The organism is Pediococcus pentosaceus (genome assembly GCF_001437285.1).
GTDB lineage: Bacteria > Bacillota > Bacilli > Lactobacillales > Lactobacillaceae > Pediococcus > Pediococcus pentosaceus.
The window spans coordinates 194,075-217,900 of sequence record NZ_JQBF01000003.1 but is presented as its reverse complement, the minus strand read 5'-3'; the positions used below and the strand labels follow the sequence as shown (position 1 = coordinate 217,900).

Below are 23,826 nucleotides of genomic sequence, written 5' to 3'. Positions count from 1 at the left end.
TTTAAATTTATTTTTTTAATTCATCGTAAAGCTTTTGCTTGCCTAATACGATACTTTCACAAAGGTCCTCATAACTAATACCAGCTGCTTCTGCTTCTTGTGGTAATAACGATAGAGGTGTCATTCCTGGAAGGTTATTGGCTTCGATTACATATACGCCCGTGTCGTTAGTTAGAAAATCAACGCGTCCATAGTTAGTCATGCCCAAGGCATCCATTGTTTGGACAGCTACCCTTTTCATTTCATCATGAACATCATCTTCGATTTCTGGAGGAGTAACGAATTTAGTCGTTGAACCCGTTTGAAATTTATGTTCATAATCGTACCAACCATCATTTACCACAATTTCAATTGCTGGCATTGCTTGACCATTTACCACTCCTAGTGAAAATTCACGTCCAGTGATAAATTCTTCGACAATAATTTCATCATCAAAACGATAGGCATCCTTTAATGATTCAGCTAGTTCGGCTTCATCATGTACAATTCTAGTACCAATACTTGAACCACCACTATTAGGCTTAACAACCATTGGATAGTCAAAGGCTAATTGAGGATGAATACCATCTTTTGCATGCAATACAGCAAATTGGGCTGTTTTAATGTTGTTATACAACATAATCTCTTTTGAAATTGCTTTATCCATGGCAATTCCTGAAGCTAGTGAACCACTACCTGTATATTTAATATGATTAAGATCCAAAACAGCTTGAACTTTACCGTTCTCACCATCACCACCATGTAACGCTAGAAAAACAAAGTCAGCAGCTTGGAGGATTGGTAAAACATTTTTCCCGAACAATCCAACCGTACCGTCTGTACGAAGTTCTTCAATATCTTCTTCTGTTAAAACTGCGTCACTGATTTCATAATCAGTACTGGTATTACTAGACTTAAATACGTCTTCATAACTTTGACCATCCTCAAGTTCATATCCCAAGAATAAATCAATCATCGTTGCATCGTAACCTTTTGATCGCAAAGCATTGGTGATCTTTGAACCAGATGAAAGCGACACGTTTCTTTCCGTGCTTTTCCCACCGGCAAGTACAGCAATTTTCATTTTTTCCACCTCGTATGTAAGATAATTACAAACCTTGAGTTTGCTCCGCCAATTATCAAACGTTTATTGAACCTTCAGTATATCATAAAATCAGTTCAATGATGAAATAGAAGTTAAAAATTATACTGTAAAATCATTGGAATCTTCCAAATATTCCACAATTGAATTGGCCATATCCGGATTTAAAACGAGGGCTTGCAAAAAACGCTGACGATTAAATAAAGCATTCCACATAGCACTGGACTCTCTCATTTGAATTGTTTCCAAAGAGCGACGCCATTCGCGAAGTTCAATCAATAAAAATTGCTGATATACGTCGTCTTCATATAGTTGGTCGGCAATGTATACCGCTAAACGAATAGATTCTCCATAAATTAACGGTGTTTTTAATCTTTTTATCTTTTCAATCACTGTACACATTAATAAAATTTTATCCGCTCGGACTAACTTTTCATCACTTGCTAGCTCATCTAAAACGTTACCCAAATGTGTATAGGCATGAATCCATCCTCGCCCGTCTTCATATCCACGTGTATCGTTTTCTAGCATAGTATAGAGTACAATTTGGTTTACCAATCTTGATCGACGTTTAGGATCAATAAAAGTGGTCCCAGCTCGATCAATGTAGATAAGAGTTGCTAACAAAATTAGTGTGTATGCTCTTAAATATGCCGCATCATTCTGTGTTTCATTAATATGCGACAAGAGCATCTGGTCACTAATCAAACGATCAAATATCATTATTTTTTGATTTTTAGTTAAAATATCATATTGGAGTAAATCACCAAAAAGAGTGAAAACTCCACCATCACGGATTTGAGCTTTAAAAGAGCCTAGGTGATCCATTAGTAGATTAATGTTATCATCACTAATTTCGTCCATGTCTCCCTTCCCCAACTGTTCATTAATAATTTTAAGTAATTCAACTACATCATCTTCATCTTGGGGGACTTTTACCTCAGTAACTGGTAAATCTTGTGAAGCCGAATCAATGATTAGTCCAACTGATTTTCCTAAAGAAGAAAATATTTTTCCAACTCGGAGATCCATCCTTAGAGCTGCTATTTTTGTTTGTGTTTCATTAATTGAATCCAAAGGCATGTCCTCCTAATAATATATTGATTCTAACACGTTCATCAACTTAGCAAAAATATTTCCCATTCTTCACTTAAAAATACAATTAAATTTGATTAGCTAAACATTAAAAATAAATGATAGAATATGATATGATAGTCTATACTACTATTTAAGGAGGTTAAATTATTGCATAATTTCATCAAAAATTTTATTAAAAAAGAAAATCCTGCTATTTATGAAGACAAAGATTCTCATTTGACTCGTACCCTAGTAGTCAAAGACTTTTTAGCTCTTGGGGTTGGGACGATCGTTTCCACCTCCATCTTCACACTTCCTGGTGTGGTTGCAGCTCAACATGCTGGTCCAGCCGTCGTACTTTCATTCTTAGCAGCAGCTGTAGTTGCCGGCTTAGTAGCCTTTGCTTATGCCGAAATGGCTTCCGCTATGCCATTTGCTGGATCTGCATACTCTTGGATTAACGTAATCTTAGGTAAAGGGTTTGGTTGGGTAGCCGGCTGGGCTTTGTTAGCGGAATATTTCATCGCCGTAGCCTTCGTGGCCTCCGGACTTTCAGCTAACTTTAGGGGACTGCTTTCCTCAATTGGAATCCAAATTCCCAAACAGCTTGCAAATCCTCTAGGTACTAATGGTGGAATCATTGATATTACTGCGTTGATCGTCGTTATTGCGGTAGCGTTACTTTTAGCTCATGGAACTACAGGAGCCGCTCGCATCGAAAATGCACTCGTTGTTTTAAAGGTTGTTGCTATTTTAGTATTTATTATTGTGGGACTTTCAGCTATCCATATTCAAAACTACCTACCATTTATCCCTAAATATCATACCAACCCGGACGGAACTTCCTTTGGTGGATGGAAAGGTATCTATTCGGGAATTTCAATGATTTTTCTTTCCTATATTGGTTTTGATTCAATTGCTGCTAATGCCGGAGAAGCTAAAAACCCTGAAAAAACTATGCCTCGCGGTATTTTAGGATCGTTAATAATTGCTGTTATCCTTTTTATTGCAGTTTCGCTAGTGCTAGTTGGAATGTTTCATTACACAAATTACGCTAATAATGCTGAACCTGTCGGTTGGGCTTTACGACACGCTGGTCACGGAGTAATTGCTGGTGTGATTCAAGCAATTGCCGTAATTGGGATGTTTACAGCATTAATTGGCATGATGATGGCTGGTTCTCGTCTGCTATACTCATTTGGACGTGATGGTATGCTACCTAAATGGTTAGGTCAAGTAAATCCAAAAGGTCTTCCTAACCATGCATTAAGCCTTTTAACAATTATCGGCATTATTATTGGTTCCATGTTTCCTTTTGCTTTCTTAGCGCAATTAATCTCAGCTGGGACCTTAATCGCCTTTATGTTTGTATCGTTAGGGATCTATGTCCTGCGACCTCGTGAAGGTAAAGATATTGCTATTCCAAGCTTCAAAATGCCGCTCTACCCTGTTCTTCCTGCCTTGGCTTTCTTAGGCTCTCTGGCAGTTTTCTGGGGACTAGACGCCCAAGCTAAATTATACTCACTAGTTTGGTTTATCATTGGAATTATTGTTTACACTTTCTACGGAGCAAGACATACTACAGATTAAAAAACGCATCTAAACTTAGTTAAAAGCTAAGTTTAGATGCGTTTTTGTCATCCAAATATTTCTGGAAGAACTTGTTGACCACGCTGTTCAACTAAATTTTTATAAAATGCGGCATAAAGCCCGTTACGATAGGGAACGTACCAAATAAATCCTATTCCAAACGTAATGATGCTTAAAATGTACCATCCAATTAATGAAATTTGTAATCCCAGTAATCTTGCCTTATTGCCATCCATGAGTCGTCGACTAAAAGTAATGAAATTAACAAATTCAAAACGATCACTTATCTTCCGATCAGTGGCTTCTTTATAAAGAAAATAGGCTTGTGAATACGAATAATATTTGATCCAACCCGGAATAATGAGCAAGAAGGACCATAAGAAGCGGAAAATAAATTGAAAAATAAAAATAGCTAGAGTTGATGTAAAATACTTTCTGCTAAAGGTTTGGAAGGCTGTCCCCCATGAAAGACGCTGATTTCGGTGTCGTAACCAATCTAAAATTCCGTATTGAATTCCCACTGTAAAAAATACTACGATTGCTTGAAAGAAAAATTGTTGAGCAGTCGTCCTACCTGAATAAGGGGTCCCTGAATTTTGACTGTAATTTCCCATTGTACCTAGTGCGCTGCTATCAATCTGACTAAAAAAATATAAAATTATTCCAATCAAACTAGCAATTATAAATCCACTAAAAATGGAGCAAACAATTGGTATAATGTTAATTTTAATTGCTGTTATCCAGTTTCCCCGATAGAGTTCTAGGACTTCTTTCTTTAATGTTCTATTGCTTGTCTGATCCATATAAAAGTCATTCTCCTCGTTTAGTACGTAATAATGTATTTAACCATCTTGAGATTATCAAAGATAATACAATCAATATTACCATACCTGTCGCTGGAATGATTGGGTTAAAGTAACCTAAAGTTTTAGAATAACCCATAGCAAATTTTAAGAATGCTACCAACGGGTCTAATATATGCGATTGTCGTATAACTATTCTTTCCAATATCGCTAATAACAGGATTCCTAAAATAGGGATTGATATTGCCACAATTTTTTGATTTTTCCGTGTTAATAGCGCAAAGACGGCTCCCGCAATGATACCAAAGACGGCTAGCATAACCAACATAATATAGTTAACAATAAACATTGAAACTAAATCTAATGGCAATGATTTAAAGAAATGACCATATAATTCTAAATAAGGTACTGACTTATACCCACTTCCCCCGTTTAATGCAAACAATCCGGTAATAAAACTATAAATATTACCGATTAACGCTACAATTAATATCGATATAACCTTTGCATACCAACCCGTTCTTCGCGAAATTCCATTTTGAATTAAGAAAGAAAAACGCTCGTACGTTAAAAAGCCAAAATAAAATAGTAAGGCTACGTTAACAAACAAGGCTGCCGTTGTTAGTAGAGATAAATCATTTAAGATGGCAATGACCATCCCTTCGGTACCACTAGCTACTAAATGTAATAGCACTGGAATTCCTACCAGCAAACCAATTAGCCACAGGTAAACAATTAAAATCAAGCGGACAAAATAACTTAAATCGTACTTGATTACGCTAGCTACTTTATTCATTCTCATTACCTCCATTTGTTAAATTGACAAATAAGGTTTGTAAATCCATTTGATCAATGTTAATTAAGTCCGAAATTGGTTTATTATCTAATGAACCAAAAACATAACTAGCTTTGATTCGAGCCAATTTATCGCTCCCAATAACGTTCAATCCTTGGGTATATTCATCCACCTTGTCCTCAGGTCCGCTAACTACGTAAGCTTCACCTAGCACTTTTTCGGTTTCATCATCCACAATTAAACGACCATGATCGATTACTAAGACATGCTCAATTAAATTAGCAATCTCTTCAATTAGATGGGTTGAAATAACAAAAGTACGAGGATTTTCCGCATATGTCTCAACTAAGGCATTATAGAAAATTTCTCGATGACCGGCATCTAAACCTAGAATAGGTTCATCTAAGAAAACATATTCCACCGGAACCGCCAATGCAACGATTAACTTCATAATAGTACGGTAACCGGTTGATAACTTATTAAAAATAATATTAGTTTGTAATCCAAACTTCTCACATAAATCTTGTGCGAGTTCTTCATCAAAGCCCCCGTAAAAGCTCTTGGTCCACTTGAAAACATCCTTAACTTTAAGGTTTTTAGGATAAAGATCCACTTCACTCATCAAAAACATCTTAGAGAGTTGTTCATCATTATCACGAATAACTTTATTATCTAACCGAATTTCTCCCGTATCCGGAGCAATTCGGTTTACTAATAAGCTTAGTAAAGTACTTTTTCCAGCCCCATTTCGACCTAACAAACCATAAATTTTATTAGGCTCAATTGTCATCCCAATTCCATTTAAAATCATTTTTTTATCGAATGACTTGGTTACCTGCTTTACTTCGATCCCCTTCATATAGATTTATACCCCTGTTCAATTAATTTTTTTAAATCTTCCTCATTAATATTAAGGCGAACTGCTTCCTTAACTACCCCTATTACATACTTATTATAGAAATTTTGCTGGCGATTCAAAGTAATTTGATTACTTGCCCCCTCAGCCACGAACATCCCTACTCCACGATGTTTTTCTAAAAGCTTTCGTGAAACCAGTTGATTCATTCCTTTTAAAACTGTTGCAGGATTTATGTGAAATTCTTTTGATATTTCAGTAGTGGAAGGGATCTGTTCTCCCTCTTTAAAACCGCCGGTAAAGATTGCATCTTCAATCTGTTGGGCGACTTGGAGATAGATTGGTTCGCTGCTATTAAAATTAAATTGCATAACATCCACCTTCAAATTTTATTAATTCCTTCATTATAAACTTAATTAGTCATGTAACTAACTATATGGGTTATCGTGCAAAAAGTCAATTAAATTGACATGTTTAACCCCGTCAGACCAACAAAAAATCTGTAATAACATTCAGTGTTATTACAGATTTTAGAAGTTATTCAACCGGCTCTACAGAACCTTTAAAGTGTTTTTTAATCCAACTTTGAGTTGATTTTGACTTAAGTGCCTTAATCACTTTCTTAAGGGCTTTATTGTTCTTTTCATCTGGTCTAATTGCTACAATGTTGCTATATGGAGACGATGATTTTTCAACTGCAATCGCATCTTTGGCGGGACTTAATTTAGCCTGAACTGCATAATTAGAATTAATTACTTCCGCGTCACCTTGTTTATTATTGTAGAGTTGAGGCATCAATTTAGGTTCGTACCCCGTCTTAAATTTAATATTCTTCTTATTAGTGGCAATATCCTTAAAGTTAGCATTCGTGGTATCCGTACCCTTCTTGAGAGTAATTAACCCAGCATCTTTAAAGATTTCAAGCACCCGTCCATAATCTGCTACATTATTGCTTACTAGTACCGTCGCATTTTTAGGTAGATCTTTTAGTGTTTTATACTTCTTTGAATAAACTGCAATCGGTTCTAGGTGAATTGAACCTGCGCTAATCAAATTTCCTTTGTTCTTGGCGTTCCATTCCTTTAAGAAAGGAGTGTGTTGGAAGTAGTTAGCATCGATATCTTTAGAAGCTAATGCCTTGTTAGGTAAAACATAATCTTGGAATTGTTTAATTTTAAGATTTACCCCTTCCTTTTTTAGTTCAGGTTGAATATGCTTTAAGATTTCTGCATGAGGGGTAGGTGAAGCCCCAATGGTAACCGTCGTTGTTTTTTTAGCGGTACTTCCACAAGCTGCCAAAACTACTGCAGTTGCTGCAATTGTTAATGCGGTTAAAACTCTACTCTTTTTCATAAAAATTTCCTCCTTGATTAAACAACCCTTTTATCAATAATTTTAACTAATAAATCACCAATCCATTGAAGAACAAAAACAAATAATACAATTAGAATCGTTGCCACCAGAATGATTGTTCCATTATATTGCAAGAAACCATTGTTATACGCTAAGGCACCTAAGCCTCCCGCACCGATGGCTCCAGCCATTGCTGTATATCCTACTAACGAAATTGCTGTAACAGTCAAGCCTGATACCAGCGCGGGTAAACTTTCAGGTAACAAAACTTTAAAGATAATTGTCCAATGGCTTGCACCCATCGCTTCTGCTGCTTCTAGAACGCCTTGATCAATTTCTCTAAACGACATTTCTACAATTCGTCCAAAAAAAGGAGCCGCAGAAAGAATTAGAGAAGGTAAAGCTGCTACTGGACCTACAATGGTGTGGACTAACGTATTAGTAAAAGGAATCAAAACAACGATTAAAATAATATAAGGAATTGATCGGAATACATTAACAAATAATGAAACTAACCAATTAATTACCTGAATCCCGTTACTCTTGCTATCTTTGGTTTCAAAGAGTAAGAGACCTATCAAACAGCCAATAATTGCTGTAAATAAAACTGACACAAGTGTTACCCAAATTGTCTCCCAAGTTGCACTCCCCATTTCGGCCCAATCAACTGAACTAAAATCAAAATAAGAACTACTTCCCATCTGCGATAACCTCCGTTTCTACCCGTAATTTCTTTAAGAAATTAACCGACCCAGCTACTTGTGGTTCAGGTCCTGTTAATTGTAAATATAATGTCCCAATAGAACCCTCTTGAGTTTGCTTAATATTACCTGCAACGATATTTAAATCAACTTTGGGAAATTCATGTACCATTTCCGAAACGATCGGTAATTTAGCCTGATCCCCATGGAAAGTTAGCCGAACGATTCTACTATTGGGATATTTATTTAATAACTCATCTAAAACAATTTCTGTTTCTTGATGACTTGGATCAGATTCTGCGGAAACAAAACGTTGTGTTAACGGTTGTTGAGGATTTTTGAAGACATTCAGTACTTCTCCCTCTTCAATAATCTTACCGCCGTCTAAAACGGCTACATTATCACAAATTTTACGAATGACATGCATTTCGTGGGTAATCAATACAATGGTGATATTCAGACGTTTCTTAATATCAAGTAATAAATCTAGTACCTCATCGGTTGTTTCTGGATCTAAAGCACTAGTGGCTTCATCAGAGAGAAGAATTTCTGGATCATTTGCCAATGCTCGAGCAACACCCACTCGTTGCTTTTGCCCTCCGGATAGGGAAGCTGGATACATATCTTCCTTTCCTTCTAAACCAACCAAATCGATTAACTCTAAAGCCTTCTTTTCACGTTCAGCTTTAGCAACTCCAGCAATTTCTAATGGAAACATAACATTTTCTTTTACGGTTCTTGACCATAATAAATTAAAATGTTGGAATATCATTCCAATTTTATGGCGTTGGACGCGTAAATCTTTAGCTGATAATTGATTGATTGCTACTCCATTGATATTAACACTCCCAGTTGTCGGCTTCTCAAGACCATTTAACATTCGAATTAAAGTCGTTTTACCAGCACCAGAATATCCGATAATGCCGTATATTTTTCCACTATCAATTTTTAAATTAACATCCTTAATTGCGTGGACTGTTCCTTCTTTGGTTTCAAAAGTTTTTGAAACGTCCTTAAATTCAATCAATTCTAATCCCCCTTTTAAACAAAAAAACTTTCGCCCGAATATAGCTAAAGCTATATTCAAGGACGAAAGTTTGTCGTGTTACCACCTTGTTTTTTCGTTGCCTTACGGTCAACGAACTCTGCGGGTCAATCAACCCGTGCGCTGTAATGGGCGCTCCCATGATTTGCTAACTAAATGCTCATAAATCCGCTGAATAAATTGAAAGACCATCTTCAACGATTACCTCGATTTCCTTCCACCAACCGGAAACTCTCTAAGCGTAGATAAATCTGTTTACTCATCTTTCTCTAATACTTTGTTAATAGGCTAAAGTATACATGCCATCAGTTTAGCTGTCAACACTAAAAATAAAAAAACTAGGACACCTAATTTGTATCACTAGTTTTTAGAAATCAGCTTTTTGTTCTAATCCTGTTTTACTATAAGAATAATAATGGTACCTCATCGACATGATTAACCCCACGCCAATCATATTTCCGATCAATGCCGAACCCCCTGCACTAACAAACGGTAGCGGAATTCCAGTTAGTGGTAAAAGCCCGATGTTCATTCCAATATTTTCAAATACATGGAATAGAATCATCATGATAACTCCCACTGCTATATACGCATAAAATTCATTTTTAGTATCAAAAATGACTTGGATAATTTTATAAATTAATAAAAAGTATAACCCAATTAATACTACACTACCGACAAATCCAAAATTTTCTCCAATAACCGAAAAAATCATATCAGATTCTCGAACCGGAACGTTAACGTTCGAAACGTTGAAACCTTTTCCAAATAATTGCCCAGAACCGATAGCTTTCATACTTTGCCATAATTGATAACCTGAATTAGTAGTATCCGAAGCAGGATGCAACCAATTATCGATTCGAGCAAATTGATAAGATTCAAAACCTAACTTACTCAAAAACGATTGTCCCCAACTTGTAGCAACCAGCATCAAGGTTGAACTTCCTAATACCACCATTCCGACAAAAGACGGTACCAAAATTCGCCAAGTAACTCCCGAAACCACGACTAATCCAGCAAAAATAGCAATAAACACTAACATCGTACCAAAGTCATGTTGCAACAATAACAAGATAGGCACTGGTAAAGTCCATAAAATCATTGTTCCGATAAGCTTCCAATCACTGCGGACTGTGCGCTCTTTTACTTTTGAGTTGTAAACCGTAATAACTTTTGCCATCATCAAAATATAAGCTGGTTTCATTACTTCAGAGGGCTGGAAGGTAAAGGGTCCTAGAGCAAACCAGCTCTTTGCTCCCGTATTAGCCGCGTAGGCTCGACTGTATAGAAATAAGACTAGAACTAACAAAAGTAGTCCAATTCCATACACAATTGGTGCTAGTTTCCACAATTGTTTCGAATCAAATTGCATTATGACAGTGACAATTACGATACCCAATACGTACCAAACTAACTGAGAAACAACCTGTCGTAAGATGCTTGTAGCACTAGTATCATGTGTCGCAGCTACGTAGATGGACGCCAGCCCGATAATTGCTAGCATTAGCACTGGAAAAATAATTCCATAGTCAATCCGGGAACTATCATCCTTTCGAGCAACCCTAGAATTCATTCTTTCCATCGAGGTAGCTCCTTTCTATAGAGAATGTAGGTTAAATTCAGCTACAATCCATTGAATTCCTTCATCCATAGATTTTACACGCATTTCTCCACTTTGGTTAGAAGCTGTAAAATTCTTATCATTTACTTGAGAAATTTGACCAACTAACTGTCTGTTGATATAAACCTCATTGATAACTGAATCATTTTCTTTAACTTCTTTAATTTCGATTTCGAACTTTTTCTCTCTTCTAGACATTTTAACTCCTAATTTCTTGGTTTACTATTTTTTTGATTGCGTTTTAAAGAAAAATTATCTGGCACTGGATCGTATCCGCCTCGCACAAATGGATGACACCTTAAAATTCTTGCAACCCCCATCAAGCCACCTTTTATGGCACCAAATCGTTTGATGGCTTGGAGGCTATAATTAGAACAAGTTGGATAATATCGACAAGATGGCGGAAACATTGGCGAGATAAATTTTTGATACCCACGAATAATCAGTAACAAAATTTGCTTCATTTAGGTTTAATCCCCTATTTGACTAAAAATGTTAAATTTTCAATCGTTGTAATTAAATTTAAGAAAAAACTACTTACCGTATATCCAATAACCACAGACAGCAATACGATTAAAACCCGTGCTTGATTCTCATATCTTCCCATAAATTTATGAAATGGAATAGCCTGAATACTCCAAAAGGAAATCAGGATGAAAAATAGATAACAAATTAAAGTTATTACAGATTGAATTCCTAACATAATTTTCCTCCAAAATTTCATACATGTATTATTGTACCAGAAACTAAGCTAAATTTATCATTTTTAAACACAAAAAAAACGCTCAAAATTGAGCGTTTTTTATGACCAATAACTAAATTAATGTTTTGATACATTAATTCGGTTAATAGCCCGACGAAGTGAAATTTGAGCGCGCCGTAATTCACTATTGTCGTGTGCTTGTTGCGCTTTACGAATCGTTGCTTCAGCACGTTTCTTAGCACTTTCAGCACGAGCTACGTCGATATCAGATTGATTTTCAGCGGTATCTGCAACAATAGTTGCAGTATTCTCAGAAAATTCAACAAATCCACCATTTACTGCAATAACGTCTTCCTCTTGACTGTGTTTTACCCGCACTTCATCAATCGCAAGAGCAGCAATTACAGGAACGTGATTAGGCAAGATACCTAATTCACCTTCTTTGGTATTAACTACCAACATGGTAACTTGGTCATCATCATAGACTTGACCATCAGGAGTAACAATACTAACTGTTAATACTGAATTTTCAGCCAATTAGATCCCTCCTAATCTTCTGTAGCACTTATTTTTTTAGCCTTTTCAACTACATCATCAATTGATCCAACCAAACGGAATGCTTCTTCAGGAAGATCATCATACTTACCATCAAGGATACCCTTGAATCCAGAAATTGTGTCTTCAATCTTTACATAGTGACCTGGAAGGCCAGTAAATTGAGCAGCAACACTGAAGTCTTGAGATAAGAAGAGTTGGATACGACGTGCACGAGCAACGACGGTCTTTTCTTCATCAGATAATTCATCCATACCAAGGATAGAGATGATATCTTGCAATTCCTTATAACGTTGGAGAACATGTTGTACCTCTGTAGCTACTTCATAATGTTCTTCACCAACAATTTGTGGGTCAAGCGCAGTTGAAGTAGATGCAAGAGGATCCACAGCAGGGTAAATACCTTGTTGAGTCAATGCACGTTCCAAGTTAGTAGTTGCATCCAAATGAGCAAATGTTGTAGCAGGAGCAGGATCAGTATAATCATCAGCAGGAACATAAACTGCTTGGATTGATGTTACTGAACCCTTCTTTGTTGATGTAATACGTTCTTGAAGTTGTCCCATTTCTGTAGCAAGTGTTGGTTGGTAACCAACGGCTGAAGGAATACGACCAAGTAAGGCCGAAACTTCTGAACCAGCTTGCGTGAAACGGAAAATGTTATCAATAAATAACAACACATCTTGCCCTTCAACATCACGGAAATGTTCCGCAATTGTCAAACCAGTAAGAGCAACTCGCATACGAGCCCCAGGCGGCTCGTTCATTTGACCATATACCATGGCCGTACGTTCAAGAACTCCGGATCCCTTCATTTCGAAGTATAAGTCATTACCTTCACGTGTTCTTTCACCAACACCAGTAAAAACTGAGATACCATTATGTTCTTGTGCAATATTATGGATTAATTCTTGAATCAAAACGGTTTTACCAACCCCGGCACCTCCGAAAAGACCAATCTTACCACCACGAATATATGGGGCAAGTAAGTCAATAACCTTGATACCTGTTTCAAGAACTTCTGTACTTGGATTCAATTCATCATAATCTGGTGGATCACGATGGATTGGATCGCGTTTTATATCGGGGCCAAGTTCTTTGCCGCCATCGATAGTGTCACCCAAGACGTTGAAAACACGACCAAGTGTTTCTTTACCAACGGGTACTTTAATAGAATCTCCAGTATCTTCAACATCAAGACCACGTTGTAGTCCATCTGTTCCATCCATAGCGATGGTTCTTACAACACCATCACCTAATTCAAGCGTTACTTCAGAAACTAGGACAGTACCATCCGCCTTTTTAATCTTCAAAGCGTTATTGATAGTTGGTAATTCTTCGTCAAGGGGAAATTCAACGTCGATAACTGGTCCGATAACTTGAACAACTTTACCAGTACTCATATCGTTTAATTCCTCTCGTTAATATTATTCAAGTGCAGCTTGACCACCAGTAATTTCGGTGATTTCAGTCGTAATAGCACTTTGTCTAGCACGATTATACTGTAGCTCTAAATCTGCAATCAAATCACTAGCATTATCAGATGCTGAGCGCATCGCTGATGAACTAGCAGCATGTTCTGCAGTCTTTGCATCTAAGATAGCACCATAAACCAAACTTTCAGCATATTGAGGAAGAATTTCCTGCAATAATGCTTCTGGTGATGGTTCAGTGTCATACTCAGCAGTAACTTGTTCATGAGCTTCGTTATTAGCCAAATCATCTCCACCAATTGGAAGTAATTTAGTTACTCGGAAACTATTTGAAAGTCTATTTACAAAGTGGTTGTAGCATACGTATAATTCATCAAATTTTTCTTCTGTGTACATTTTAGTAACAGTTTTAACAATTTCACGAATTTCATTGAAAGTTGGAACGTCGCTAACACCGCGGTATTCGTAAGCAACTTCATGATTACGATTTCGATAGAAATCAGAACCAGTGCCACCTACCGCGAGAATAACGGCATCGCCTTCAGTATGCCCATGCTTTTGCATAAAATCGTTTGTTTGCTTAATCACACTGCTGTTGTATGAACCAACTAAGCCACGATCAGAAGTGATAATTAAATATCCAGTCTTCTTGACAGGACGTTGTGCTAGTAAATCAGCAGCCGAGATAGCTTGGTCAGACTTAGCCTTACCAGCTACACTAGCGCTCATTAAATGTGATTTAGCAAGGTGAGCAACAATACTCTCAACTTTTTGTGCATACACTTGATATCCAACTGTATGTCTCTGAATTTGGCTTAACTTAGCAGTTGAAACCATTTGCATAGCAGTCGTAATTTGACTAGTTTTCTTAGTCGAATCAATTCGACGCTTTACATCTTGTTCAGATATTGCCATTAATTCTCACCACTTTTCCTCTCGTTAGCTGATATCCTTATTTAGCTTCCTTTGTAGGTTGAAAATGTTCAGCAAATGATTTAATTGCTGCATCCATCTTATCCGTATCAGGAAGTTGCTTAGTTTCACGGATTTCGTCTGTGAGCTCCTTATTGTTACTTGCAATATAGTCAAAGAGTTCATCTTGGAAACGTTGAATATCATCGACAGGAACATTGTCCAAGAAACCATGAGTTAATGCATAAAGAATCATAACTTGGTTTTCAACGGAAAGTGGTTGATGAAGTGGTTGTTTTAGAACTTCAACAGTCCGACGACCACGAGCCAACTTAGCTTGAGTAGCTTTATCCAAATCTGAACCAAATTGAGCAAATGATTCCAATTCACGATATGAAGCTAAATCCAAACGAAGAGTTCCGGCAACCTTCTTCATCGCCTTAATCTGGGCATCCCCACCAACACGAGAAACAGAAGTACCAGCATCAATAGCTGGACGAGTTCCTGAGTTAAAGTAATCACCATCAAGGAACACTTGTCCATCAGTGATTGAAATAACGTTAGTTGGGATATAAGCTGAAACATCGCCAGCTTTAGTTTCAACGAAAGGCAAAGCAGTCATTGAACCTCCACCCAAATCATCACTCAACTTAGCTGCACGTTCAAGCAAACGTGAGTGAGTATAGAAGATATCACCAGGGTAAGCTTCACGCCCAGGCGGACGGCGAAGAATTAATGAGAGTTCACGGTAAGCATCAGCTTGTTTTGATAGATCATCGTATACGATCAAAACATGTTTGCCGTTGTACATGAATTCTTCACCCATTGCTGCTCCGGCATAAGGAGCAAGATATAACATTGGAGCTGGTTCAGAAGGACCAGCACTAACAACGATTGTATAGTCCATCGCACCGTAACGTCTCAATGTTTCTACTTGTGTACGAACAGTTGATTCCTTTTGTCCGATTGCAACATAGATACAAATCATATCTTGATCTTTTTGATTCAAGATTGTATCGATAGCGATTGTAGTCTTACCTGTCTTACGGTCACCGATAATCAATTCACGTTGTCCACGACCAATTGGAACTAAAGCATCGATGGCTTTAATACCTGTTTGAAGTGGTTGCTCAACTGATTTACGTTGCATAACACCAGGTGCCTTATTTTCTACCGGACGGGTTTTGGTGGTTTGGATTGCTCCCTTGCCATCAAGTGGTTCACCCAATGGGTTAACAACTCGACCAATTAAGGCATCTCCAACTGGAACTTCCATGATACGACCAGTTCTCTTAACTACGTCTCCTTCGTGGATACCATCATAGTTACCCATGATAACAATACCAACATCGTTTGATTCAAGGTTTTGAACCATACCGAAAACACCGTTAGAGAATTCTAGAAGTTCACCAGAAAGAGCATTATTTAAGCCATGAGCACGAGCAATACCATCACCAACATATGTAACGGTACCAGTTTCTTCGACATTAAGCTCAGCTTGGTAGTTTTCTAATTGCTGTTTGATTAGAGCACTGATTTCCTCAGCCTTAATGCTCATAAAAGTTTCACCTCTTTACAAATATCGAGCTAACCTATTAGGCGCTGTCTAATTTGATTAATTTGAGTCTGAATACTACCATCGTAGATCAAACTATCTGTTTTGATGATAGCTCCACCGATGATTGAATCATCAACTTCACTATCTAAGACAACTTCACTAACTTTTAAACGTTTAGCGAATTGTTCTGCCATTTTATCAAGTTGTTGATCACTTAATGGGATAGCAGAAACAACTTTTGCTCGAACGATTTTTTCATCAGCGTCACACAAGTTGTTAAACTCATCAATAATCGCTATCAAATAGTCCATACGACCATAATCAAAAGTCATTTTGATGAGATTTCCAACGTAATTTGAAGCATCTTTAGTCAAAATATTGAGAATTTCAAGCTTTTGATTTTGCTCCAAACCTTTGTCAGTTAAAATTTTGCCTAATCCTTCATTATCATTAAAAACTTGTTGAATCTGATTTAGTTCAGCACGTGTTTCATCGCGTTGTCCTTTTTCAGAAACAATTTCAAAGAGGGCTTTTGAATAACGCTTAGCAATTGTTGTTTTATCTAAACTCATTTGCTATCACCCAAACCTTCGATGTATGAATCAATCAAATCCTTTTGACTGTTTTCATCAAGTTCTTTTTTGATAACTTTGGAAGCAATCTCAATAGATAATGACGCAATATCGTCTTGTGCACTTTTAAGTGCGTCAGCACGTTCTTGTTCAATATCTTGTTTAGCCTTGTCCTTTAGAGACTTAGCTTCATTTTGAGCATTTCCAATAATCAATTCTCGTTCTTTTGCACCACTATCTTTAGCGTTGTTAATGATAGAAGTAGCTTCAGCATGAGAATTATCTAATGCTTCTTTACGTTGTTTAGCAAGCTTTTCAGCCTCGATTCGAGACTGTTCAGCTGAGTCAATGTCGTTAGAGATACGATCAGCACGTTCCTTCAACATTGCATTAACTGGACCCCACGCAAATTTTGCAATTAAAGCCATTAATACAATAAACAAGATGGCATAAAACAACATATCACCAACGTACAAAGTACTTCCATGTGCCGCCCCTACTGTAATGTGCGAAAACATCTATTGACACCTCCTTCTCCGATAAATTGTTTAATTTATCATGCCTACTTATTCATTACAAGAAGTGAAATAACGAAGGCAAGGATAGGCATAGCTTCAACCAAACCAACACCGATAAACATTGTTGTTCTTAATTGTCCTGATAATTCAGGTTGACGAGCCATTCCTTCAAGCATTTTTGCGACAACGATACCGTCACCGATACCACCACCAATAGCGGCTCCAAACATAGCAATTCCAGCTGCAATAGCACCCATAATAGTTGTTCCTCCTACCTAAAAATATATTATTATTCGTCTTCGACCTTATGAGAAATGTAAACGGATGTTAGTGTTACAAACACGAACGCCTGAATACTTCCCAAAAATACGGAAAATCCTTGCCAAATCAAGGCAAGTGGGATGGCGACAATCATATTGACGATGCCACCCGAGAATGCAATTCCTCCGATCATCTTAAGAAGCATTTCGCCGGCAAAAATAACACCGTAGATACGTAGCCCAAGGGTCAAGAAATCAATGAATTCTGTAAAAACACCAATCGGTAACCAAACTTTAAATGGCGATAAATATGTTTTTTCAAAATATTTTTTAAAGCCAAATTTTGCAACACCTGAATAGTGCGCTAACATCATTGTGATCAACGACAATGTTAAAGTGACAATCGGATCAGCTGTTGGGCTTCTTAGATACGAAACATCATTCCATGCGATTTGCAGGAATAGACCGATTTGGTTAGAAACAAAAATAAATAGGAATAATGTGAAAGCATATAGACCAAAATTCTTTTCTTCCTCTTCATCCACTGAATCGCGGAGGATACCATTGGTAAAATCAACGATCCACTCCAAAATATTTTGCTTACCAGTCGGCTTTAACTTCAAATTACGAGATAAAGCAAACACTACACAAAAAACAATTAGTGCACTTACTAAACCTGAAATTAAGTTAGTCGTATTAAATGTCAAACCAAGAAACTGAAAAGTTGAAATTGATTCACCACTCACAGAATATCACCTCTTTTCTACCTAAGTGTACCTAAACCAAAGCCAAAAATTGACAATAATCTAAGTCATAAACTTGAACAAAAGACAGTATTTTCCGTCTGAAAATACATTTGAAATGATACCACCATTTTGGACAAAAGACAAAAGAATAATCGCTTTATTTCTATGATATTCTTCCTGTTCGTTCTTCAAAAATTGAAATTTGTTCAATTTATCTACTTAAAATCAAAAAGAATTTCAGAAATAAAATTTATTTATCTCTGAAATTCTTAACTATTCGTTTGATTTCAATGCTTCAACCATATCAACTTGCCTTAGTCGACGATGCGTAATATAAACAACTATTAAATTAAAAATGACCATTAATACAGTTGCTACCACGTATCCCATTGGTTTAATTGTTAGTGGAAAGACGACGATGCTAGTCTCAGCTTGTTTGATAACATAACTTGTCAAAATATTTCCTAATCCAAAACCAGCTAGTATTCCAATCAAAGCTAAAATAATACTTTCCCTAGCAATATACATTGTAACTTCTGAATCAAAGAACCCGAGTACTTTAATTGTTGACAATTCTCGCAAACGTTCTGAAATATTAATATTGTTCAAGTTATATAAAACAATGAAAGATAACACTCCAGATAGGAGAATAAAAATCAAAACAACCGGTCCTAATTGCTTAGACATGCTTGTAACTGCTGCAGCTTGATCCCTCACAAAACTCACACCTAAAATATCAGCATTAGCTTTAATCCATTGCTTGCTTAATTTTTGTTGATTCTTTTTAGAAGTTTGATGTAATTGAACCATTAAAGTTTGCATCGTAGGTTCTTTTTTCATAGTTTTCCTATAAAAAGAAGTAGATCCATACATAAAGTTTCCAACATAATTCTGGGTTACACCAATCACCTTAACTTCTTTTTTAGTTTGCTTTTCATTTTCTATAGAAATTGTACTTCCTTTTCTAACTTTTAAGGCAGTGGCAAGTTTTTCTGAAATAATTACCCCCTGCTTTTGCAAATGCAATGGGTGTTGGTTCTGATAGTCCCTTAAAGTTACAAATTTTTCAAATTGGTGCTTATTTTGAGGAATGTCCATATTGATATCATCCACGGTTTTACCGTGCTTAGTTGCTTTAAAAGTTTCCGTATGGGTCGCAAGGCTTTGCTGATAATTCTTTCCCCTAGCAATTGTCTGCCGAACCGATTCTAATTGGTTGGCTTTTTTAGCTTGAACTACAGCATCATATTTAATAATTTGATTAAATTGAAGATCTCCAGTTGCTGAAATGGAGTTGGCAATGCCGAACCCTGTCAAAATAAGAGCTGTTCCACCCGCGATCCCCAAAATCGTCATTAAGCCTCTCAGCTTAAATCTAAATAGGTTACGATAACTAATTTTCTGATTAAAATTTAGACGTTTCCAAATAAAACTAATATTTTCTAGCAAAATTTTCTTAGCTTTCTTTGGAGATTTAGGCCGTAGTAACTCGGCTGGAACTGCTTTTGTTTCCTTGATTACTACCAATAAGGCCGCTCCAACTGTGGCAATCATTGCCAAAACCACAGCAATTGCAATTGAAGCCCAATCATATTCAATGACCGGTTGACCAATTACATACTTTGTATACATTGATACGACAAAACGTGGCAATAATTGGTTACCTAAAAATGAACCCACGATTACTCCTAAAATTCCAGCCAAAAAAGCATACATGGTATATTCGTAGGCAATCGCACTCCTAGAAAATCCTAAAGCTTTCAATGTTCCAATTTGTCCACGGGCCTCTTCTACCATCCGAGTAATAGTAGTGAAGGTAATTAACGCAGCTAACAGAAAAAAGAACACTGGAAAGACATTCGCAATTGCGGCGATCCGGTCAGAACTATCTCCATAGCCAGTGAATCCAGGTAAATCTTCACGAGTTTGCCATGTGTAACTTGGAACTTTTATCTTTTCAACCTTTTTTCGCTGCCGTTTCAAATTAACTTGCGTTTCCGCTAATTGTTGCTCTTGTTTATCAAGCTCTGAAGTAGTGGTTACCTTTCCTCCAGATTGCTTTTTCAATTGTGCTTTAGCTTGAACTATTTTTTGCTTAGCTTGATTTAATTTCTCCTGAGCTCTATTAAGCTGATTTAAAGGTTTTGCAACAATTTCATTCCTTCGCTCGTTTTTTCGTTTATCCAATTGTTTCTGCAAAAGTTTTACTTTAGCTTTGATAGTTCCTTGATACTTTCCTGAGAAAACATCTTGATGTTGAAGCTTAGCAAAACTAATATTTATCGCTGTTGCGACAGGCAAATTGATTGCTTGGTCTTTAATATAAGCGAAATACTGAACTTGACCACTACCAACATTGGCTGATCCTCTAGTAGAATCGTCGATGTACAGGGGTGAATCAGCAAAACCCACAATTTTATATCTATTGACTTTAAGATTAGCTGATTTTGCAAAAGTAAACTGGTCACCAATTCGATACCCATCCTTAATTTGCGCTTGTTTATCTAATAAAATTTCATTATTTTTTTGGGGCAGACGTCCACTTTTTAAAATAACTTGATTTTGTCTAGCTGGATCTTTCAAACCGTATAGTGCAATCGCATCACGTGTTTTTCCACCAATCACATATTTAAATTTAATACTCTCCGCTTTAGCTCCTTGAACGCGCTCTACAGCTTTGATATCCTTTCGGGTAAATCCCTTATCCGAAAATACCTGCACATCGCTCAAATGATGTTTAACGACCTCTGATTGCATGGAATGGTTCAAAGCAGGCCCAGTTGCTTTCACTCCAACGAATAATAGTACACCTAACATAATAATTAGGACAATTGCGGTAAATCGTCCTAACGATCCCCTAATATCTCGCATTAATAGTTTATTCATTAGCTCACCCTACCAAACAATGTCTTTAACTGGAACTGGATTAGCATTATCTTTTACCGCTCGCACTCGGGCGTCGTTAATCTGAATTACCCGATCAGCCATTTGAGCAATTTCAGAGTTGTGAGTAATAATGATTACCGTTTTATGAAATTTACGACTAGCATCACTTAATAATTGCAAAACTTGTTTTCCTGTTTGATAATCCAAAGCTCCCGTCGGTTCATCACATAAAAGTAACTTAGGATTCTTAGCCAACGCACGAGCAATAGCTAGACGCTGCTGTTCACCACCAGAAAGCTGGGAAGGAAAATTATCCATTCTTTCTTGTAATCCAACTGCTTTTAAAACTTCCTCGGGCGCTTGTCCATCCTTAACTAAGGAAGTAGCTAATTCAACATTTTCCAATGTGGATAGATTTGGAATTAAATTATAAAACTGAAATACGAATCCTACATCATGGCGTCGATAATTAGTTAATTGGCGATCGTTAAATGTCGCAATATCCATATTATCAATCATAATTTGACCACTAGTAGGGCTATCCATACCACCTAACATATTTAATACGGTTGATTTTCCTGCGCCACTAGGCCCTAAAATCACCGTTACTTTACCTTCTTCAACTTCAAAATTAACATCTCGATTAGCAAAAATTTTTGTTTCACCCATTTGGTACACTTTTGACTCGTTTTTTACTTCGATATAAGCCATGCTGATTCCCCCGAATTTTTACTATATTACTAATAATAAAGCTTAGTTCGTTTTAATACTAATAACATACAAAAAAAGAAGGCCAATGGCCTTCTTTTTAAAGATTTATTTTGTACCGAATAAGCGATCACCAGCATCCCCTAATCCTGGGACGATGTAACCATCTTCATTAAGCTTTTCATCTAGAGCAGCTGTGTAAATATCGATGTCTGGATGAGCTTCTTGTAATGCTTTAACCCCTTCAGGAGCAGCTACTAAGCTACAGAAACGGATGTCTTTAGCACCACGTTTTTTCAATGCATCCACAGCCATAATGGCTGATCCACCAGTAGCAAGCATTGGATCAACAACGAATACTTGACGTTCACTGATATCACTTGGTAATTTTACAAAGTATTCAGTTGGCTTTAATGTTTCTTCGTCACGATACATTCCGATGTGACCAATACGAGCAACTGGTAATAACTCGGCCATTCCATCAACCATACCTAAACCAGCACGTAGAATTGGAACAATCGCCACTTTTTTACCTGAAATCTGTTTTTGAATTGATTTACCAATTGGTGTTTCAATTTCAACATCCATCAGTGGCATATCTCGTGATACTTCATATGCCATTAATGTTGAGATTTCATTGACGATTTCTCTAAATTCTTTTGTACTACAGTGTTTATCTCTAATCAAAGTTAACTTATGTTGAATTAACGGATGATCGAGAACCTCAAACTTACCCATGACTAAACTCGCTCCTTTCAAATTCCTTATCAATTGTAGCTAAAAAAACATAAAAAAACTAGGACTAATTTAATCAATAGGGTACTTTTCAGTTAGTTTGAACACATCTCGCTTAATTTCTTCTAAAACTGTTTCATTATCCGCATTTTTGATTGCTCGAATTATCAAATTAGCAACTTCACGACAGTCGTCTTCTTTAAATCCTCGTGTCGTAATAGCTGGCGTTCCAATTCGAATTCCTGAGGTTTTAAATGGGCTTAATTTTTCTTCTGGAATAGCTTCTTTATTAGTAGTAATGAAGACGCCATCTAACAGATTCTGTACTTCCTTACCATTTAATTGGGTCCCAGTTAAATCTACTGTCATCAGATGATTATCGGTCCCCCCCGTTACTACGTGCAAAATCGTATCATTTTCAAAGATTTCAGCCATTGCTTTCGCATTTTTTAAAACTTGTTCTTGATAAGTCTTAAATTCTGGTTGCAATGCTTCACCAAAGGCAACGGCCTTCGCAGCAATAACATGTTCTAATGGACCACCTTGATTTTGAGGAAATACCGCAAAATTAAGTTGCTTGGCATATTTTTCCTGCGAAAGAATCATGCCACCACGGGGACCTCGGAGGGTCTTATGTGTCGTAGTTGTAACCACATCAGCAATGCCAACTGGTGAAGGATGCAGACCAGCTGCTACCAGACCAGCAATATGGGCCATATCTACCATCAGATAAGCCCCGACTTCATCAGCAATTTCGCGGAATTTATTCCAATCAATAAATCGACTATAGGCCGAAGCTCCCGCAACAATAATTTGTGGCTGTTCCTTTAAAGCAATACGACGAATTTCATCGTAATCTAATTTTTCAGTTTGAGGATCAACCCCATAACTCACTGATTGATAAAAAGTTCCACTAAAGCTTACTTTAGCACCGTGTGTTAAATGTCCACCAGCATTAAGGTCCATCCCTAAAATTTTATCCCCAGGTTTAATAAACGCGGCATAAGCCGCAGCATTCGCTTGGGAACCAGAATGGGGTTGAACATTTACATATTCCGCATTAAAGATGGCTTTTGCCCGATCAATTGCTAATTGTTCAACTTGGTCAATAAATTCACACCCACCATAGTAACGTTTGCCAGGATAACCTTCGGCATACTTATTAGTAAGTACACTACCTTGGGCCTTGCGTACGCTATCAGATACAATATTTTCCGAAGCAATTAATTCAATATTATGTTGCTGACGCTTTTCTTCACGTTCAATTGCTGACCATAATTCTGGATCTTGTTTTGTATAATTCATTGACCAATTCCC

Annotated in this window: 26 protein-coding genes and 1 other annotated feature; of the genes, 1 reads left to right on the top strand and 25 read right to left on the bottom strand. The window is 37.0% G+C overall.

What is annotated here, in order from left to right:
* Nucleotides 1-7 precede the first annotated feature (7 nt).
* Both IV86_RS04580 and IV86_RS04575 read right to left on the bottom strand, forming a co-directional pair.
* Nucleotides 8-1,063, bottom strand: a complete 1,056-nt coding sequence (locus IV86_RS04580; RefSeq protein ID WP_002833700.1) for a D-alanine--D-alanine ligase family protein — start codon at nucleotides 1,061-1,063, stop codon at nucleotides 8-10.
* Between the two features lie 120 nt (nucleotides 1,064-1,183).
* A complete protein-coding gene (locus IV86_RS04575; protein WP_229564397.1) occupies nucleotides 1,184-2,164 on the bottom strand; it encodes a DUF2785 domain-containing protein in 981 nt (326 codons plus the stop codon).
* 162 nt (nucleotides 2,165-2,326) lie between these two features.
* Here IV86_RS04575 and IV86_RS04570 point away from each other — a divergent pair, with 162 nt between their 5' ends.
* The gene (locus IV86_RS04570) at nucleotides 2,327-3,748 is read left to right on the top strand and encodes an APC family permease (protein ID WP_002833698.1); all 1,422 of its coding nucleotides are present in this window, start codon (nucleotides 2,327-2,329) and stop codon (nucleotides 3,746-3,748) included.
* Between the two features lie 47 nt (nucleotides 3,749-3,795).
* Here IV86_RS04570 and IV86_RS04565 read toward each other — a convergent pair whose 3' ends face one another.
* From IV86_RS04565 to glyA, 23 genes are all read right to left on the bottom strand, one after another.
* A complete protein-coding gene (locus IV86_RS04565; RefSeq protein ID WP_002833697.1) occupies nucleotides 3,796-4,551 on the bottom strand; it encodes a DUF975 family protein in 756 nt (251 codons plus the stop codon).
* Nucleotides 4,552-4,558: 7 nt separating this feature from the next.
* Nucleotides 4,559-5,347 carry a hypothetical protein gene (locus IV86_RS04560; RefSeq protein WP_011673602.1) on the bottom strand — a complete coding sequence of 263 codons (789 nt, stop codon included), beginning with the start codon at nucleotides 5,345-5,347 and terminating at the stop codon, nucleotides 4,559-4,561.
* The gene (locus IV86_RS04555; protein ID WP_002833695.1) at nucleotides 5,340-6,206 is read right to left on the bottom strand and encodes an ATP-binding cassette domain-containing protein; all 867 of its coding nucleotides are present in this window, start codon (nucleotides 6,204-6,206) and stop codon (nucleotides 5,340-5,342) included. The genes IV86_RS04560 and IV86_RS04555 overlap by 8 nt, the downstream gene beginning before the upstream one ends.
* Nucleotides 6,203-6,574: a GntR family transcriptional regulator gene (locus IV86_RS04550; RefSeq protein WP_002833694.1), complete on the bottom strand. Its 372-nt coding sequence runs from the start codon at nucleotides 6,572-6,574 to the stop codon at nucleotides 6,203-6,205. The genes IV86_RS04555 and IV86_RS04550 overlap by 4 nt, the downstream gene beginning before the upstream one ends.
* 166 nt (nucleotides 6,575-6,740) lie before the next feature.
* Nucleotides 6,741-7,556, bottom strand: coding sequence for a MetQ/NlpA family ABC transporter substrate-binding protein (locus tag IV86_RS04545; RefSeq protein WP_002833693.1), 816 nt, complete (start codon nucleotides 7,554-7,556; stop codon nucleotides 6,741-6,743).
* A gap of 17 nt (nucleotides 7,557-7,573) precedes the next feature.
* Nucleotides 7,574-8,257: a methionine ABC transporter permease gene (locus tag IV86_RS04540; RefSeq protein ID WP_002833692.1), complete on the bottom strand. Its 684-nt coding sequence runs from the start codon at nucleotides 8,255-8,257 to the stop codon at nucleotides 7,574-7,576.
* Nucleotides 8,247-9,284, bottom strand: coding sequence for a methionine ABC transporter ATP-binding protein (locus IV86_RS04535; protein ID WP_002833691.1), 1,038 nt, complete (start codon nucleotides 9,282-9,284; stop codon nucleotides 8,247-8,249). The genes IV86_RS04540 and IV86_RS04535 overlap by 11 nt, the downstream gene beginning before the upstream one ends.
* A gap of 55 nt (nucleotides 9,285-9,339) precedes the next feature.
* Nucleotides 9,340-9,583: a binding site (T-box leader), on the bottom strand.
* A gap of 86 nt (nucleotides 9,584-9,669) precedes the next feature.
* The gene (locus IV86_RS04530; RefSeq protein ID WP_011673606.1) at nucleotides 9,670-10,884 is read right to left on the bottom strand and encodes an FtsW/RodA/SpoVE family cell cycle protein; all 1,215 of its coding nucleotides are present in this window, start codon (nucleotides 10,882-10,884) and stop codon (nucleotides 9,670-9,672) included.
* 15 nt (nucleotides 10,885-10,899) lie between these two features.
* The gene (locus IV86_RS04525; RefSeq protein ID WP_002833689.1) at nucleotides 10,900-11,121 is read right to left on the bottom strand and encodes a DUF2969 domain-containing protein; all 222 of its coding nucleotides are present in this window, start codon (nucleotides 11,119-11,121) and stop codon (nucleotides 10,900-10,902) included.
* An 8-nt stretch (nucleotides 11,122-11,129) separates the two neighbouring features.
* A complete protein-coding gene (yidD, locus tag IV86_RS04520) occupies nucleotides 11,130-11,387 on the bottom strand; it encodes a membrane protein insertion efficiency factor YidD (protein ID WP_011673607.1) in 258 nt (85 codons plus the stop codon).
* Nucleotides 11,388-11,401: 14 nt separating this feature from the next.
* The gene (locus IV86_RS04515; RefSeq protein WP_011673608.1) at nucleotides 11,402-11,626 is read right to left on the bottom strand and encodes a DUF1146 family protein; all 225 of its coding nucleotides are present in this window, start codon (nucleotides 11,624-11,626) and stop codon (nucleotides 11,402-11,404) included.
* Between the two features lie 117 nt (nucleotides 11,627-11,743).
* Nucleotides 11,744-12,163 (bottom strand): F0F1 ATP synthase subunit epsilon, encoded by a 420-nt coding sequence (locus IV86_RS04510; RefSeq protein ID WP_011673609.1) that lies wholly within the window; start codon nucleotides 12,161-12,163, stop codon nucleotides 11,744-11,746.
* 11 nt (nucleotides 12,164-12,174) lie between these two features.
* Nucleotides 12,175-13,584 carry a F0F1 ATP synthase subunit beta gene (gene atpD / locus IV86_RS04505; protein WP_002833687.1) on the bottom strand — a complete coding sequence of 470 codons (1,410 nt, stop codon included), beginning with the start codon at nucleotides 13,582-13,584 and terminating at the stop codon, nucleotides 12,175-12,177.
* Nucleotides 13,585-13,608: 24 nt separating this feature from the next.
* Nucleotides 13,609-14,529 (bottom strand): F0F1 ATP synthase subunit gamma, encoded by a 921-nt coding sequence (locus IV86_RS04500; protein ID WP_011673610.1) that lies wholly within the window; start codon nucleotides 14,527-14,529, stop codon nucleotides 13,609-13,611.
* Nucleotides 14,530-14,566: 37 nt separating this feature from the next.
* The gene (atpA, locus tag IV86_RS04495) at nucleotides 14,567-16,084 is read right to left on the bottom strand and encodes a F0F1 ATP synthase subunit alpha (RefSeq protein WP_002833685.1); all 1,518 of its coding nucleotides are present in this window, start codon (nucleotides 16,082-16,084) and stop codon (nucleotides 14,567-14,569) included.
* Between the two features lie 29 nt (nucleotides 16,085-16,113).
* Entirely contained in the window at nucleotides 16,114-16,656 is a 543-nt protein-coding gene (gene atpH, locus IV86_RS04490; protein WP_002833684.1) for an ATP synthase F1 subunit delta, read from the bottom strand.
* Nucleotides 16,653-17,174, bottom strand: coding sequence for a F0F1 ATP synthase subunit B (atpF, locus tag IV86_RS04485; RefSeq protein WP_056979387.1), 522 nt, complete (start codon nucleotides 17,172-17,174; stop codon nucleotides 16,653-16,655). Before atpF ends, atpH begins: the two co-directional genes overlap by 4 nt.
* Nucleotides 17,175-17,218: 44 nt before the next feature.
* Nucleotides 17,219-17,431 (bottom strand): F0F1 ATP synthase subunit C, encoded by a 213-nt coding sequence (gene atpE / locus IV86_RS04480; protein ID WP_002833682.1) that lies wholly within the window; start codon nucleotides 17,429-17,431, stop codon nucleotides 17,219-17,221.
* Between the two features lie 32 nt (nucleotides 17,432-17,463).
* Complete coding sequence (gene atpB, locus IV86_RS04475) at nucleotides 17,464-18,180, bottom strand: F0F1 ATP synthase subunit A (protein WP_002833681.1); 717 nt, start codon at nucleotides 18,178-18,180, stop codon at nucleotides 17,464-17,466.
* Nucleotides 18,181-18,453: 273 nt separating this feature from the next.
* Entirely contained in the window at nucleotides 18,454-21,066 is a 2,613-nt protein-coding gene (locus IV86_RS04470) for an ABC transporter permease (RefSeq protein ID WP_056979386.1), read from the bottom strand.
* Nucleotides 21,067-21,075: 9 nt separating this feature from the next.
* Nucleotides 21,076-21,777: an ABC transporter ATP-binding protein gene (locus tag IV86_RS04465; protein ID WP_002833679.1), complete on the bottom strand. Its 702-nt coding sequence runs from the start codon at nucleotides 21,775-21,777 to the stop codon at nucleotides 21,076-21,078.
* 105 nt (nucleotides 21,778-21,882) lie between these two features.
* Nucleotides 21,883-22,512: a uracil phosphoribosyltransferase gene (upp, locus tag IV86_RS04460; RefSeq protein ID WP_002833678.1), complete on the bottom strand. Its 630-nt coding sequence runs from the start codon at nucleotides 22,510-22,512 to the stop codon at nucleotides 21,883-21,885.
* A 69-nt stretch (nucleotides 22,513-22,581) separates the two neighbouring features.
* Nucleotides 22,582-23,814, bottom strand: coding sequence for a serine hydroxymethyltransferase (glyA, locus tag IV86_RS04455; RefSeq protein WP_002833677.1), 1,233 nt, complete (start codon nucleotides 23,812-23,814; stop codon nucleotides 22,582-22,584).
* Nucleotides 23,815-23,826 lie beyond the last annotated feature (12 nt).